General features: G+C 62.2%; 12 protein-coding genes. 7 read left to right on the top strand and 5 right to left on the bottom strand.

Annotated features, from left to right (window positions below; all coding sequences use genetic code 11):
- The first annotated feature begins 91 nt into the window (after nt 1-91).
- The 3 genes from METH_RS10965 (at nt 92) to METH_RS10955 (ending at nt 4,911) form a co-directional block, all read left to right on the top strand.
- Complete coding sequence (locus tag METH_RS10965; protein ID WP_024090541.1) at nt 92-2,593, top strand: penicillin-binding protein 1A; 2,502 nt, start codon at nt 92-94, stop codon at nt 2,591-2,593.
- A gap of 100 nt (nt 2,594-2,693) precedes the next feature.
- Nucleotides 2,694-3,821 carry a peptide chain release factor 2 gene (gene prfB, locus METH_RS10960; protein WP_024090540.1) on the top strand — a complete coding sequence of 376 codons (1,128 nt, stop codon included), beginning with the start codon at nt 2,694-2,696 and terminating at the stop codon, nt 3,819-3,821.
- 319 nt (nt 3,822-4,140) lie between these two features.
- On the top strand, nt 4,141-4,911 hold the full coding sequence (locus METH_RS10955; protein WP_044008403.1) for a DUF2189 domain-containing protein: 771 nt from the start codon (nt 4,141-4,143) through the stop codon (nt 4,909-4,911).
- A gap of 2 nt (nt 4,912-4,913) precedes the next feature.
- Here METH_RS10955 and METH_RS10950 read toward each other — a convergent pair whose 3' ends face one another.
- Nucleotides 4,914-5,711: a helix-turn-helix domain-containing protein gene (locus METH_RS10950; RefSeq protein WP_197538796.1), complete on the bottom strand. Its 798-nt coding sequence runs from the start codon at nt 5,709-5,711 to the stop codon at nt 4,914-4,916.
- A gap of 235 nt (nt 5,712-5,946) precedes the next feature.
- Here METH_RS10950 and METH_RS10945 point away from each other — a divergent pair, with 235 nt between their 5' ends.
- On the top strand, nt 5,947-6,303 hold the full coding sequence (locus METH_RS10945) for a S1 domain-containing protein (RefSeq protein WP_024090537.1): 357 nt from the start codon (nt 5,947-5,949) through the stop codon (nt 6,301-6,303).
- A 33-nt stretch (nt 6,304-6,336) separates the two neighbouring features.
- Here METH_RS10945 and ilvN read toward each other — a convergent pair whose 3' ends face one another.
- A complete protein-coding gene (ilvN, locus tag METH_RS10940; protein ID WP_024090536.1) occupies nt 6,337-6,897 on the bottom strand; it encodes an acetolactate synthase small subunit in 561 nt (186 codons plus the stop codon).
- A gap of 115 nt (nt 6,898-7,012) precedes the next feature.
- The gene (locus tag METH_RS10935) at nt 7,013-8,764 is read right to left on the bottom strand and encodes an acetolactate synthase 3 large subunit (protein WP_024090535.1); all 1,752 of its coding nucleotides are present in this window, start codon (nt 8,762-8,764) and stop codon (nt 7,013-7,015) included.
- 404 nt (nt 8,765-9,168) lie between these two features.
- Here METH_RS10935 and METH_RS10930 point away from each other — a divergent pair, with 404 nt between their 5' ends.
- The 3 genes from METH_RS10930 (at nt 9,169) to METH_RS10920 (ending at nt 12,563) form a co-directional block, all read left to right on the top strand.
- On the top strand, nt 9,169-10,020 hold the full coding sequence (locus tag METH_RS10930; protein ID WP_024090534.1) for a HalD/BesD family halogenase: 852 nt from the start codon (nt 9,169-9,171) through the stop codon (nt 10,018-10,020).
- A 77-nt stretch (nt 10,021-10,097) separates the two neighbouring features.
- Complete coding sequence (locus METH_RS10925; protein ID WP_024090533.1) at nt 10,098-11,072, top strand: hypothetical protein; 975 nt, start codon at nt 10,098-10,100, stop codon at nt 11,070-11,072.
- 342 nt (nt 11,073-11,414) lie between these two features.
- Nucleotides 11,415-12,563: a lytic murein transglycosylase gene (locus tag METH_RS10920; protein WP_024090532.1), complete on the top strand. Its 1,149-nt coding sequence runs from the start codon at nt 11,415-11,417 to the stop codon at nt 12,561-12,563.
- A gap of 19 nt (nt 12,564-12,582) precedes the next feature.
- Here the strand turns inward: METH_RS10920 and METH_RS10915 are convergent, their stop codons facing one another.
- Both METH_RS10915 and METH_RS10910 read right to left on the bottom strand, forming a co-directional pair.
- On the bottom strand, nt 12,583-13,227 hold the full coding sequence (locus METH_RS10915) for a response regulator transcription factor (RefSeq protein ID WP_024090531.1): 645 nt from the start codon (nt 13,225-13,227) through the stop codon (nt 12,583-12,585).
- A 62-nt stretch (nt 13,228-13,289) separates the two neighbouring features.
- Nucleotides 13,290-14,717, bottom strand: a complete 1,428-nt coding sequence (locus tag METH_RS10910) for a cache domain-containing protein (protein ID WP_024090530.1) — start codon at nt 14,715-14,717, stop codon at nt 13,290-13,292.
- Nucleotides 14,718-14,726 lie beyond the last annotated feature (9 nt).

The raw sequence follows: 14,726 nt of genomic DNA, 5'->3' as shown, positions 1-14,726 counted from the left end.
GCTTCAGACAGCACTATTTCGCCGCCGCATGCTTTGACCCCGGACACCGCCGCACCTATATAGGCGGCACCTCGCGAGAAAGGCCAAACCCGTGCTCAGGTTCATACTCTCCTTCTTTGGTTCCATCTTCAGCACCATCACCCTTGGGGTGGCGATGGTGGCGCTGACCATTGGAGCGGTGTTCTGGATCTACGGGCGCGACCTGCCAAGCCACGACTCGCTGGCCCAGTACCAGCCGCCGACGATCAGCCGGATCTATTCGGGCGAAGGCCATATGATCGACGAATTTGCCAAGGAGCGGCGCCTGTTCACGCCGTCAGCGGATATCCCGGATCTGGTGAAACAGGCCTTCATTTCGGCCGAGGACAAGAATTTCTACAGCCACAGCGGTTATGACGCCCGCGGCATTGCTGCGGCAGCGATCGAGGCGGTGCGCTCGCGCGGGCAGACCGTGCGCGGCGCCTCCACCATCACCCAGCAGGTGATGAAGAATTTCCTGCTGTCCGGCGACCGCCGCGCCGAGCGCAAGATCAAGGAAATCATCCTCGCCACCAGGCTGGAGGAGACGCTTGATAAGGAACGGATTCTGGAACTGTATCTGAACGAGATCTTCCTGGGCCAGAATTCCTATGGCGTGACGGCGGCGGCACAGACCTATTTCAACAAGACCCTGAGTGAGCTGGCCCCGCATGAGGCGGCGACGCTTGCGGCGATGCCCAAGGCGCCGTCGGATTACCACCCGGTGCGCCAAAAGGAACGGTTGCTGGCCCGCCGCAACTACGTGCTGCGGGAAATGCGGGAGAACGGCTATATCTCGCGGGATGTCTACGGCGTCGAAGTGGCGCAGCCGCTGCGCTCGGTGCAGAACGGCGATTTCGAGAGCTTCCGCACCGCGCTGCCGCCGCGCGATTATTTCACCGATGAAATCCGCCGCCAGCTGACCCAGGATTTCGGCGAGGGCGAATTCTTCACCGGCGGCTTTACCGTACGGGCCACCATCGACCATGAAATGCAGGCCGAAGCGGCGCTGGCGATGCGCGGCGGCCTGCAGAAATACGACCGCTCGCGCGGGAAATGGCGCGGCACGGGCGTGACGCTGGAAGAGGCACAGCTGGCGGATGAGGCCAGCTGGCGCGAGGCGCTGGCCAATGCCGATGTGTCCCGTGATATCGAACTGGGCGGCAAATGGTATCCGGCTGTGGTGCTGGAAGTTGGTGACAAATCGCTGACCGTCGGTGTCGAAGACAACGAGGGCACGGGCACTGTGCCGCGCTCCGACATCAAATGGATGAAGGGCAGCTTTACCGATAATTTCACCCGCGGCGATGTGGTGCTGGTGCGGGCCGAAAAGAAAGACGATGCCTTCAGCCACTGGTCGCTGCGCCAGGTGCCGGAAGTGCAGGGCGGCTTTGTGGCGATGGACGTGAACACCGGCCGGGTTCTGGCAATGCAGGGCGGCTTTTCCTACCAGCATTCGGTGTTCAACCGCGCGACCCAGGCGCTGCGCCAGCCCGGCTCCAGCTTTAAACCCTTTGTCTATGCGGCGGCGCTGGACAGCGGTTACAGCCCGGCCACCATCGTGGTCGATGCCCCGATCGAGATTGATACGCCGCAGGGCCTGTGGCGGCCCAAGAACTCCTCCAATAAATTCTACGGCCCGACGCCCCTGCGCACCGGGATCGAGCGCAGCCGGAACCTGATGACGATCCGCCTTGCGCAGGAAGTCGGCATGCCGGTGGTTGCGGGCTATGCCGAACGCTTTGGCGTCTATGACAACATGGGCACCTTCCTTGCCAACTCGCTGGGGGCGGAGGAGACCACGCTTTACAAGATGGTGGCGGCCTATGCGATGTTCGCCAATGGCGGCGAACGGGTGAAGCCGACACTGGTCGACCGGGTGCAGGACCGTTTCGGGCGCACAATCTACCGGCATGACGACCGCGACTGTGTCGAATGCGCCGACCCCGATCTGGCCCCCGGCCATGCGCCGCGGATTGTCACCGACCGGGAGCAGGTGATGGATCCGATCACCGCTTATCAGCTGACCTCGATGCTGCGGGGCGTGGTCGACCGCGGCACCGCGTCGAGCGTGATCAACCTGCCGGTGCCCACTGCGGGCAAGACCGGCACCACCAACGATTCCCGTGATGTCTGGTTTGTCGGCTTCACCTCCAACATCGTGGCCGGCTGCTACATGGGCTATGACCAGCCCCGCCCGATGGGCCGCGGCGCTTATGGCGGCACCATGTGCGGCCCGGTGTTCCAGCAGTTCATGAAAAAGGCGACCGAGAAATTCGGCGGCGGCCCCTTTGACGTGCCGGAAGGCGGCCATTTCATCAAGATCGACCGCTATACCGGCGCACGGCTGCCCGACAATGCGTCAGGCGCCTATGTGGTGGCGGAGTATTTCCGCGACGGTGCCGAACCGATCTTCGGCCTCACCTATGATGGCGGCTTTGCGATGGGATCGAACCTGCCTCTGATCGAGGAAGTGCAGGAGTCCGGCCGCAAGGTCACGACGTCCAGCGGCGGCACCGCCGTGCTGGGGCCCAAGGCGACCTTCGGCACCATCAGCTCCGGCGGCTTGTACTGACCCGGACCGCAGCTTGCGCCGCTGTCGGCTTGCCCGCGGCGCAAGGGTGGTCTATCACGCAGGCCTGACCTGAAAATGCCCAAGATTGCAAGGACACCCCATGCGCGCGGAAACCCAGAACATCGTGGCGGACATCGAGAAATCGCTGGAGCTGCTGGCCCAGCGGCTGAACTGGGAAGCCGCGGAATTCCGCCTGGAGGAGTTCAACGCGCGGGTCGAGGATCCGAACCTGTGGGACGACCCCGAGGCGGCCCAGAAGCTGATGCGCGAACGCCAGGCGCTGGTGGATGCGATCGATACCTACAAGGGCATCAAACAGGACCTCTCCGACAATATCGAGCTGATCGAGCTGGGGGAGATGGAAGAGGATGACGAGGTCATCAAGGATGCTGAGGCTGCCCTTGCGGCGCTCAAAGCCAAGGCCGCCGAGAAAGAGCTGGAAGCGCTGCTGGACGGCGAGGCCGATGCCAATGACACCTTCCTTGAAATCAACGCAGGCGCCGGCGGCACAGAGAGCTGCGACTGGGCGTCGATGCTGGCGCGGATGTATGTCCGCTGGGCCGAGAAAAAGGGCTACAAGGTCGAGCTGCAGTCCGAAAGCGCGGGCGACGAAGCAGGCATCAAATCCGCCGCTTATAAAATCTCCGGCCACAATGCCTATGGCTGGCTGAAATCCGAGAGCGGCGTGCACCGGCTGGTGCGGATCTCTCCCTATGACTCGGCGGCCAAGCGGCACACCTCATTCAGCTCGGTCTGGGTCTACCCGGTGGTGGACGACAATATCGAAATCGACGTGAACCCCTCGGATATCCGCGTTGACACTTATCGTTCTTCGGGGGCGGGCGGCCAGCACGTGAACACCACCGACTCGGCGGTGCGGATCACCCACATTCCGACCGGCATCGTGGTGACCTCGTCCGAGAAATCGCAGCACCAGAACCGCGACATTGCCATGAAGGCGCTGAAATCGCGCCTGTATCAGCAGGAGCTGGACCGCCGCAACGCCGAGATCAACGCCGCCCATGAGGCCAAAGGCGATGCGGGCTGGGGCAACCAGATCCGGTCTTATGTGCTGCAGCCCTACCAGATGGTCAAAGACCTGCGCACCAGCCACGAAACGTCGGACACCAAGGGCGTTCTTGACGGTGACCTGGACGGGTTCATGGGCGCAACGCTGGCAATGAATGTCGCCGGCAAAAGCCGCTCCGAGGCGCAGGGCGAGGACTGACCTGTCACGGTGCTGGACCCAGCGCACGGACCGGAAAAGAAAAGAGCCTCAGGGTGCCCGCCCCTGAGGCTTTTTTTCCGGGCGCGTTCATTTAACTGTCAACTTTTGCCGCACTAGGCTTGCGGTTTTGCCTCATGTTTCCGGCAGCGGAACCGGCACATTTGCATTCGCGCCTGGGCGGGGGGCTGGCGGGGTTCAGCGCGCGGCGGGCCGGATCGCTGGACCGGCAAAGGAATTGATAACATGTATCCCAAAGGCATTTTTTAACAGCGGGTTCGCGTCTAGGCTGGCAAACAGCCAAATGGGAGGACAAACCGCGATGACCATAGAAAAGCCCTTTGGGGTGCCGCCGCTGCGGCCGGCTTCGACTCAGATGCTGTTTGAGGCACTGCGCCGGGGCTGGGCGGACTTCCGGGCGAAACCTGTGTACGGGCTGTTTTTTGCGGGTTTTTATGTGCTGGCAGGCTGGGCCATGACCTGGGTCACGGTTCAGACCGGAACCACCTATTGGCTGGTTCTTGCAGCGATCGGCTTTCCGCTGATCGGCCCCTTTGCCGCTGTGGGCCTTTATGAGGTCTCGCACCGTCTGGAGCAGGGCAGGGGGATAGCGGCCGGCAGGATCCTGGGCGTGGTTCTGCAGCAAAGCCGCCGCCAGCTGCCTTCTATCTGCGCCATCATTGTTGTGATGTTCCTGTTCTGGTTTTTCCTGGGCCACATGATTTTCGCCCTGTTCATGGGCCATGCCACGATGACCAATATCTCCAGTTCAGCCGAGGTTTTTCTGACCGCCAACGGGCTGATCATGCTGGCCGTGGGCACGGCAGTGGGCGCCCTGTTTGCGCTGCTGCTTTATATGATAACGGTGATTTCCCTGCCGCTGCTGTTGGACCGGGAGGTGGATTTTGTCACCGCGATGATCACCAGCTTTCAATACGTCCAGCAGAATTTTCCGGTGATGATGATCTGGGCCGGGTTGATCGCAGCTGTGACCTTTGCCGCGCTGCTGCCGTGGTTCCTGGGGCTGTTCCTGGTGCTGCCGCTGCTTGGCCACGCCACTTGGCACATCTACCGCCAGGCTGCCGCTGAATAGCGTCAGCGGAAGGGCTGACCGGACTGAAGCAGCCGCTGGTGAAAGGGCAGCAGTTCCTCCTCGTCGGCGAAACCTGCGCTGCGCGCGGCGGCCAGCACCTGTTTGGTGCTACGTCCCAGATGTTCATAGACCATCCGCGTCACCCGCTCGCTGGTTTCGTTTTCCCGGACGGTGCGGGCAACATAGCCGGACCAGAAGTTGTTCTCCAGCGAAGCCACCCGGGCCAGGTAGTTGAAGGAATAGGTCATTGCATTGCGGCGGGCGATAACAAACGCGACGCCGTCCTCGTGGCCGCTGATGTAGCCGCGGAATTCGCGGACGGCGGGCCTGTCTGGCAGGCCCTGGCCGCGCATCGCCTCCTTGGCCTCAAAGCCTTTGATATATGTCACCCCCGCCTCACGGAACACATAGACGAGGCCGATTACGAATTTGTCGTCATTGATAAAGCTGCGGCGGGTGAACCGGTAGAATCCGGACGGAAAAAACTCTTCCCTCAGTTGCAGCACACCGCAACCCAGGAAATCGGCGAGAATGGCGCCGTTGATGACTTGGCCGGCCTTTGACAGTTTTTCCACCGGCTCAAGCAGAATGCGGGCATCCACTTCGAAAAACTGGCAGATACGGTCCAGCACGTCCGGGCGCGGAAAGCTTTCTCCGGACAGGTAGCGGTTGAATTGAGTCCGGTTGATTCCCAGCTGCCGCGACAGTTCGGAAATCGACGGATACTGCCGCGACAATTGACGCAAATTGGCGCCAAACATGTTCCTCAGGTCGGCGGGCGATCGGTTTTGACTGGTCATCAATGCCCCTGATGGCGTGGCTGTTTTAGAATTTTAGCGCTGTCTGACAGCGATTTATGCAAGAGGATGGTAAAGAAGCGCGTGGCGTTGAACCCATTTAGCGTCACACTTGCTGCTAGTTCACGTCATCAGGCTAGTCAAGCTGACACAAAATGCAATAGGGCGGCGCGTATTTTACCATGTTAGCGTCACCTCAATTGTACCAGAATTGGAATGCAGCAATGCGAGGACTGGTATGTTTGGAATTGTTTTATGGAGAGACGACCGGCTGAACAAAGCCGTTATCTGGTGCGATGATCAGGGCGACCTTGCTTTTTACACAAGAAAGGCAAGTGAAGATTTCCTGGAACTGAATCCAGGCGATTGGGTTGAGTTTAAATTAAAATTGAACGGCAATTGCAGGATTGCGGAAAATCTTGCGCTATTGCTGGAACAGGGCAGTCCGGACCTGGCGGACCGGCTGTGTGCGGCAGCAGGTTGCGGTGCCGAACCGGCGGGTGCCGGACAGGAAAACGGAACCGTGGTTCCCTTTCCGCAGCATTCTGTGAAAAAGCGGCGCATTGCGGCGCCGCTTCATGTAAGCCGGGGCTGATAACGCCGGCCCCTCGTCGGGCCGGCTGCAGGGTCAATTGCCGCGCAGCAGCGCAGCAACGCCGGTGCGGGCAATCTCGGACAAGCCGAGCGGACGCATCAGATCGGCAAAGGCGTCGATCTTCTCCGGCGCGCCGGTAATCTCGAAAACAAAGCTGTTCAGCGTGCTGTCAACCACATTGGCGCGGAAGATATCCGCCAGCCGCAGCGCCTCGACGCGTTTGTCGCCTTCACCTGCGACCTTCAGGATCGCCAGCTCGCGCTCCACCGCCACGCCTTCGACGGTCAGGTCATGCACGTCGCGCACCGAAACGATGCGGCCCAGCTGCGCCTTGATCTGCTCGATCACCTGCGGGGTGCCGGTGGTGACAATGGTGATGCGCGATAGATGGCCGGTATGGTCAACCTCGGCCACTGTCAGGCTTTCGATGTTGTAGCCGCGGCCAGAGAACAGCCCGATGACACGGGCCAGGACACCGGGTTCGTTTTCCACCAGCACCGCGATGGTGTGCCGCTCCTGCTCATCCGAAAACGTCGGGCGCAGGTTATAAGCGGAATGGCGGGTGGAGCCTTTTTTGATATGCAGGGCAGACATCAGACGTCGTCCTTTTGTTAGTGGCTGCCAAAAGTTTTCTGAAAAACCTTTGGCAGAATTCTTCCTGAGAATTTTGCGGCGCCGCCGCGATTACACCAGCACTGCGCCGCCGCGATTACACCAGCACTGCGCCGCCGGCCTGGATGACGCCCTGGGTGTCGGCCTCGCCCAGCAGCATCTCGTTGTGCGCCTTGCCCGACGGGATCATCGGGAAGCAGTTCTCGTGCTTTTCCACCAGGCAGTCAAAGATCACCGGCCCGTCGTATTCGATCATTTCCATGATCGCATCATCCAGGTCCTTGGGATCGCTGACGCAGATGCCCTTGGCGCCGAAGGCCTCGGCGAGTTTCACAAAATCGGGCAGCGCTTCGGACCAGCTTTGGCTGTAGCGCTCGCCGTGCAGCAGCTCCTGCCACTGGCGCACCATGCCGAGGCGCTCGTTGTTGAGGATGAACTGTTTCACCGGCAGGCGGAATTGCACTGCGGTGCCCATCTCCTGCATGTTCATCAGCCAGGAGGCTTCTCCCGCGACATTGATCACCAGCGCATCCGGATGCGCCATCTGCGCGCCGATCGAGGCCGGGAATCCATAGCCCATAGTGCCCAGGCCCCCGGAGGTCATCCAACGGTTCGGATCCTCGAAATTCAGATACTGCGCCGCCCACATCTGGTGCTGGCCCACCTCGGTGGTGATATAGCGGTCATGGCCCTTGGTCAGCTCTTCCAGGCGCTGCAGCGCATATTGCGGTTTGATGGTCTGATCCGAATTCTTGAAATTCAGGCAGTTCACCGCGCGCCATTCGTCGATCTGCTTGTGCCATTTGGCCAGCGCCTCGCGGTTCACCTTGCGGCCGCGCGACTTCCAGACCTTCAGAATGTCTTCCAGAACATGGGCCACATCGCCGACAATCGGGATGTCCACCCGGATCACCTTGTTGATCGAGGAGGGGTCGATGTCGATATGCGCTTTCTTCGATTTCGGGCTGAAGGCGTCGATTTTGCCCGTGATGCGGTCGTCAAAACGGGCGCCGATGTTGATCATCAGGTCGCAGCCGTGCATCGCCATGTTGGCCTCATACAGCCCATGCATCCCCAACATGCCCAGCCAGTTCTTGCCCGAGGCCGGATAGGCGCCAAGCCCCATCAGCGTCGAGGTCACCGGGATGCCGGTGCCGTCCACCAGCTCGCGCAGCAATTGGCTGGCCGCATTGCCGGAATTGATCACGCCGCCGCCGGTATAAAACACCGGGCGTTTGGCCGTCTCAAGGGCCGCGACCAGTTCGGTGATTTCCTCCATGTCGCCTTTGACCTGCGGCTGGTAGTGGGAGGCAGCGGGTTTCGGACTGTTATAGGTGCCGTTTGCAAACTGCACGTCTTTGGGAATGTCGACCAGAACCGGGCCCGGACGGCCCGTGGTGGCGACATGAAAGGCTTCATGCAGGGTGCCGGCCAGCTTGTCGGTGTCCTTGACCAGCCAGTTGTGCTTGGTGCAGGGCCGGGTGATGCCGATGGTGTCGGCTTCCTGAAAGGCGTCGGAGCCGATCATGAAGGTCGGCACCTGGCCGGTGAGAACAACCAGCGGGATCGAATCCAGCAGCGCATCGGTCAGGCCGGTCACCGCATTGGTTGCGCCGGGGCCTGAGGTCACCAGCACAACGCCGGGTTTGCCGGTGGAGCGGGCATAGCCCTCGGCGGCGTGCACCGCGCCCTGTTCATGCCGTACCAGCACGTGGCGGATGTCATTTTGCAGAAAGATCTCGTCATAGATCGGCAGCACGGCGCCGCCTGGGTATCCGAAGACCACGTCCACACCCTGATCCTTCAGGGCTTGGACAACCATCTTTGCGCCGGTCATTTCACGTGTCATCTGCTTTTTGCTCCAATTGGCGGCATCGTCCGTTACGCATAAAAAAAGCCCCCGATTTCAAGTCGGAGGCGCATGGGTTCGATTATGGCTTACCGTTACCGGCCCATGCGCTTGGTTCCTACGATTACGACTAGGGTGGTCACGGCCACAGGCTCCTTTTTGCGTTGCGGGCGACATTATGGGCGCTGGACAGGGGCGTCAACCGTCAAAGGTATCAAAAAGGCGCTGTGCAGGGACATTTTCTTGCTCTCACCCCGGGGTGCAGCGACATTTCCGCGAATTCGGCGGGCCGCAACCGTTCAGAATCGTTCAAAACCGGCACGCCGGTGTCCCGTTTTTGCCAGATCCGCAGAGGTTGCGCAGGCAAGCTCACTTCAAAGAGGTTCACAGGGAAGGATGCAAATATGGTTCAACTTTCTGATCTGGTCGATCTGGGGCGTTATCCGATCGACCGGCCCGGCTGCGAAGCTTATGCGCGGCTGATCGCGGACCTCCAGCGCGACCTGGGGGCGGATGGCTGTGCCGTGCTGCCGGGTTTCGTCCATCAGCACGGTATTGCCAGGCTGGCGGCAGAGGCTGATGCAGTGGCGGAGAACGGCCATAAATCCTTCAGCCGCACCAATGCCTATTTCAGCAAGGACGATACCGCGCTGCCGCAAAGCCATCCGGTGCGCCAATTCTATGACCGCTCCAATGCCTTTATTCCGGCGGATAATTTCGGCGCGGACAGCCTGCTGCGGGCGATTTACGAGTTTTCCGGTTTCATGCCCTTCATCCGCACCGCCCTGGGAGAGCCAGAGGACCGCTTCTTCCGCTATGACGACCCGCTGGCCGATGTGATCATCAACATAGTCGAGGAGGGGCAGGGCTTTCCCTGGCATTTCGACACCAACAATTACACGGTGACACTGGCGATCCAGAACGGCGAGGCGGGCGGCGATTTCGAATATGCGCCGATGCTGCGCACCCCGGCGGATGAAAATTATGACGGCGTGGCGCGGGTGCTGGCGGGCGGCTCGCCGCTGGTGCGGAAACTGGTGCTGCAGCCCGGCGACTTGCAGATCTTCCGCGGCCGCTATTCGCTGCACCGGGTCGCCCCGGTCGCAGGCCCGCGCAGGCGCTATGTCGGCATCTTCTCCTTTGCCGAGAAGGAAGGCATGTGCGGCGGGGTCGAACGCACCGAACAGCTTTATGGACGGGTGCTGCCGCGCCATTACGAGCGTGAAGGCCTGCGCGCCGACGCGTTGCGGGATTGATTGCTGCTTGACCCTTTGGCGGCATGGGCTGCACAACTGCAGCAGCCCTCCCTTTTGCCGCCAAAGGAAACCAGCAATTGCCGAAGGTCATTTTTCACCTGAAACAGCGGCAAATCGGCAAGAGTCCCTCAAGCCGGGGCTTTGATCTTTACCGGGTGATCGAGCGGATGATTGCGGATGCCGGCGGGCAGGCGGAACGGCGTGTCCGGGACGCTGATATCCGGATCGGCACCCGGCAGGTCGCCGGCGCCAGGTTCGAGGACGGCAACCTGCACGTCATCGATGACCGGCATGTGCAAATGCCCAATGTGCTGAATGCGGCCCCCGCCTATTTGCCGGGGTTCTGGCATCTTGACCCCAAGGGGGTCCGCAGTCTGAGTTCGATCGGCAGCCTCCCGTTCCGCACCGACATGGTTCCGTTCCAGTACGCCAAGCGTTTCTACGGGCGGCTGCAGCGGAATTTCAAGGATCAGCGGCGGTCCCGCCACCGGCAGGAGCAGGAACGGACAAGCCTTCCGGCAGGGGCGGTCGCGGTCTTTTTCCAGGGCAGCTACCCGCGCGCGGCCGGCGCCACCCGTTTCAGCGACATCCGCATCTTGCAAGACGTTCTGAACGGTGCCGGAGACCGCGCGGTTCTGGTCAAACCGCATCCGCTGACAGCGGATGTTGAAAGCTTCTCAGCCCTGCTGCAGATCGCTGGGCAGGACCCCCGCGTCATCCCCACCCAGGCAAATGTTCATGATATTCTGGCCGCCAGCTGTGTTTCGGTATCGGTGAATTCCGGCGTTGCCATCGAAGGGTTCCTGCACCGCACGCCAGCCATTCTTTACGGCGCGTCGGATCTGCACCACATGGCGGAAACCGTCACCCGGACAGGGCAGTTTGCAGCCGCACTGGAGCGTGCATTGGCCCGCACCGGCGGCTATGCGCAATTCATGACCTGGTATTTCCGGAATAATTGCCTGGAAATCGGCGCACCGGACCTGGAGCCGAAGATCTGGGAGATTTTTGCCCAGGCTGGGTTCCCGCGGCGGCGGTTTGCATCAGCGTGATCCGGCAAAAGACCGGTGCCTGGCATTTTGGCGGAGAGTGCCCGGGCGGCCGGGCGCAGTTTTGCTGAGACACTGCCGCGGGTCATTCCGCCGGCGCGGCGTGCCCGGCCCGGTCCTGCCGTTCATGGCAACCGCTCGGGCAGCGAGATCCCCAGCAGCTGCCCCGGAGGAACCCCGGTCATAAAGAGGGCCGCCCCGCTGGCCAGCTGAAAGGACAAGGCGGCAGGTCTTCGCTGCGGCGGAATTCCGGGCCTTGGCGGCCGGGCCTGTTTCTGGCAGCCTGTCCGGTAAAAGACCCCGTATCACCGGGGCGCAGAGCAATCATAAAAAGCGGGCAGCGGCATGAGCATCACACGGCGTCACTTCGGATTTGGCCTTGCAGCTTTCGGGCTGGCGGCCTGCAGCAGCACAGTGCCTTCAAACAGCGGCTCCAGCGGCAGCACCGGCCTGCCGTCGGACCTTCGCCCTGCGCCCAATGCGGGCTATGACGCCTGGGTGGCGTCGTTCCGCTCCCGCGCCGGGGCGCGGGGCATTTCCCAATCCACCCTGCGCGCCGCGTTCCGCGGTGCAGGCTATCTTCCCGGTGTGGTCACGCGCGACCGCAACCAGACCGAATTCAAACGCACGCTGGAGGATTACCTCTCCATCGCCGTCTCGGAGGAACGTCTGTCCAAGGGCCGCGCAGCCTTTGCCCGCCATGCGGCAACCCTGCGCGCGCTGGAGCGCGCCTATGGCGTTGATGCGGAAATCATCTGCGCCATCTGGGGGCTGGAGAGCTTCTACGGCGAGCGCCGCGGCAATGTGCCGGTGATCTCGGCCGTCTCGACGCTGGCTTATGACGGACGGCGCGGGGCGTTCTTTGAGAAACAGCTGACTGCGGCGCTGAAGATCCTGCAGAACGGCGACGTTACCCCCTCCCGGATGACCGGCAGCTGGGCCGGGGCGATGGGGCATACGCAGTTCATCCCGACGTCTTATCAGGCTTTCGCAGTGGATTTCACCGGCGACGGCCGCCGCGATATCTGGTCGGAGGATCCCACCGACGCGCTGGCCTCCACCGCCGCCTATCTGCAGCGCAACGGCTGGACGCGGGGGCTGAAATGGGGCGGTGAGGCCGGGGCGCCGGGCACCCCCGCAGGCCGCATCCTGCAGCCGCAGGCGGGCGGGCCGAAGTTCTCGGTCACCGGAAATTTCGATGCGATCAAGCGCTACAACAACTCGGATTCATATGCGATCGGGGTGGGCCATCTGGCCGACCGGATCGCAGGCGGCGGCCCCTTGCGCGCCGGTTTCCCGCCGGACCGCTATGGCCTGACCAAGGACGACCGCATCCTGCTGCAAAAACGCCTGACAGCCAAAGGCTTTGATACCGGCGGTGCCGACGGGGTGCTGGGGCCGAAAAGCCGGGCCGCCATCAGCGCCTACCAGTCCAGCCGGGGATTGCCGGCATCAGGTGATCCATCGCCGGCGCTGCTCGCAAGCCTCGGCTGAAGCCATCGGGACCGGCGCGTCAGAATCCGGCGCCGGTCCCCTGCAGCACACCGTGTTCCAGCGCGTAACGGGTGAGGCCGGCAGTTGATGAAATGCCCAGCTTGCGTTTGATGTTCTTGCGGTGTGTCTCAACAGTTCTGACCGAGATATCAAGCGCCTGCGCGACCTCCTTATTGGATTTGCCCTGCGCCAGCTCCAGCAGGATGGTCTGTTCACGCCCGGTGAGCGCCTCGCGGCTGTCGCCGCCCTTGGGCTTCAGCGACCCCGCCGCCCCGGTGCAAAGATAGGTCTGCCCCTCCATCACCGCGTCGATGGCCTGTTTGATCTCTTCCGTGGGCACATCCTTCAGCACGTACCCCATGGCGCCATGGCTCAGCGCGGTTGAGATATATTCGGCGCTGTCATGCATCGACAGGATCAGGATGCGGGTGCCGGGGTGCTGCTCCAGAATGATCTCGGTCGCACTCAGCCCGCCGAGATTGGGCATGTTCAGGTCCATCAGCACCACATCCGGCGCCAGAGTGCCCATCTGCTCCACCGCGTCGCGCCCGTCGGTCAGCGACCCGATGACCTCGATATCGTCATAGCTTTCCAGGATCGACTGGATGCCTTCGGCGACCATCGGGTGGTCGTCGACGATCAGAACTTTCACCGGATCAGCCATCATCCCCCACAAGGCAGCTTTCCATCACTTGAGAGGCCCGCAAACCGCCGCACCCTCTCCGGTCACGGCAATTGCGCAGGCGTTCCCTCTTCACCCGGCGGCAGCAGGTGGCTCAGAGGCAGGCTTGCCTCGATCACCGTGCCGCTTTGGGTGCCACGTGATGACAGAATGCGCAGGGTGCCGTCAAGCTGCTCGATCCGCTCCTGCATGTTGCGCAACCCGATGCCGGGGCCGGAGCGGTCATCGCGCGGCGGCAATCCGCGGCCATTGTCAGTGATCCGCATAGTGGCGCCCTTGGTATGGCCGCGCAGATCAATGGTGACCTTGCTGGCCTCGGCATGCCGCTCAATATTGGTCAGCGCCTCCTGCGCAATCCGGTACAGTGCGATCTTGGCATCCTGATCCAGCCGGTTGCGGAACACTACGGTGGAAAACTCGGTTTCGATGCCGGTGCGGGCGGCGAAATCACCCGTCAGCGCCTTCAGCGCCGGGCCAAGGCCCAGATCGTCCAGCACGCCGGGGCGCAGGTCGCGGCTGATCCGGCGCACCTCGGTGATCGCGGTCAGCAGGCTGTCGGTGCCTTTCTCCAACGGGGCCGCAGCACCATCGCTGTCTCCGCGGGACAGCCGCCGCCGGGTGTTGTCCAGCGCATAGCGCACCCCGACCAAAAGCTGGCTGATGCCGTCATGCAGTTCCCGCGCCACCCGGCTGCGCTCTTCCTCCTGGGCGTCGAACACCCGCTGGGTCAGCTCTTTCAGCTTGGCATCCGCCAGCCGACGCTCGCGCAGGTTCAGGAACATGCCGGAGGCAAACACTAGCACAAGAGAGACCAGAGTGATGCCGCCGATATAGATAAAGGTGCGCTGCACCCGCGCTTCCACCTCCGCGCGGGAGGCGGCCACCGTGGCCAGAACATCGTCGATGAACACGCCGGTGCCGATCGCCCATTGCCAGTCCTGCAGCCCGACCACATAGGCAATCATCTGCGCCTCTTCCCCGGTCGAGGGCTTTTCCCAAGTGAAGGTATGCCAGCCCGCGCCGTCACGCGCGAGCCGGACGAACTGGTCCACCACCGGCACCCCGGCGCTGTCGGTCAGGCCCGCCCAGTTGCGGTTGATGAATTCGGTCTGCCGCGGGCTTACCAGGTTGGTGCCGTCGTAATCATAGACAAAGAAGAACCCGTCCTTGCCGTAGATCATCGCGCTGAGAATCTGGGTCACCTGCTCCTTGGCAAGGGCATCGTCCGGCGCCGCCAGACCATAGATATGGGCAAAGCCGTTGCGGGCCTGGGTCACATAGTTGCGCAGCTCCGCCTTCTTGGCCTGCAGCAGCTGCTGCTCCAGCGCCTGGATCTCGCCCTCGGCCAGGGCCCGCGACTGATAGCCGACCAGGACGGCGATTGCCGTGCCCGCCAAGATCAGCGGCAGGGTCATCAAAAGCGACAGTTTCTGCGCATAAGTCGGGCGCAGGAGAGCGGTGAACAGGCGCATCGGCAGGGT

Origin of the sequence: Leisingera methylohalidivorans DSM 14336 (genome assembly GCF_000511355.1) — a bacterium.
GTDB lineage: Bacteria > Pseudomonadota > Alphaproteobacteria > Rhodobacterales > Rhodobacteraceae > Leisingera > Leisingera methylohalidivorans.
The sequence above is the reverse complement of the archived record's forward strand: the minus strand, read 5'-3'. Positions and strand labels throughout refer to the sequence as shown.

Excerpts from the sequence above, each read along its gene's own strand:
- METH_RS10945 (WP_024090537.1), top strand. The coding sequence starts at position 5,947 with ATGTTTGGAATTGTTTTATGGAGAGACGACCGGCTGAACAAAGCCGTT.
- METH_RS10950 (WP_197538796.1), bottom strand. The coding sequence starts at position 5,711 with ATGACCAGTCAAAACCGATCGCCCGCCGACCTGAGGAACATGTTTGGC.
- METH_RS10930 (WP_024090534.1), top strand. The coding sequence starts at position 9,169 with ATGGTTCAACTTTCTGATCTGGTCGATCTGGGGCGTTATCCGATCGAC.
- METH_RS10915 (WP_024090531.1), bottom strand. The coding sequence starts at position 13,227 with ATGGCTGATCCGGTGAAAGTTCTGATCGTCGACGACCACCCGATGGTC.
- METH_RS10935 (WP_024090535.1), bottom strand. The coding sequence starts at position 8,764 with ATGACACGTGAAATGACCGGCGCAAAGATGGTTGTCCAAGCCCTGAAG.
- ilvN (WP_024090536.1), bottom strand. The coding sequence starts at position 6,897 with ATGTCTGCCCTGCATATCAAAAAAGGCTCCACCCGCCATTCCGCTTAT.
- METH_RS10920 (WP_024090532.1), top strand. The coding sequence starts at position 11,415 with ATGAGCATCACACGGCGTCACTTCGGATTTGGCCTTGCAGCTTTCGGG.
- METH_RS10910 (WP_024090530.1), bottom strand. The coding sequence starts at position 14,717 with ATGCGCCTGTTCACCGCTCTCCTGCGCCCGACTTATGCGCAGAAACTG.
- METH_RS10955 (WP_044008403.1), top strand. The coding sequence starts at position 4,141 with ATGACCATAGAAAAGCCCTTTGGGGTGCCGCCGCTGCGGCCGGCTTCG.
- prfB (WP_024090540.1), top strand. The coding sequence starts at position 2,694 with ATGCGCGCGGAAACCCAGAACATCGTGGCGGACATCGAGAAATCGCTG.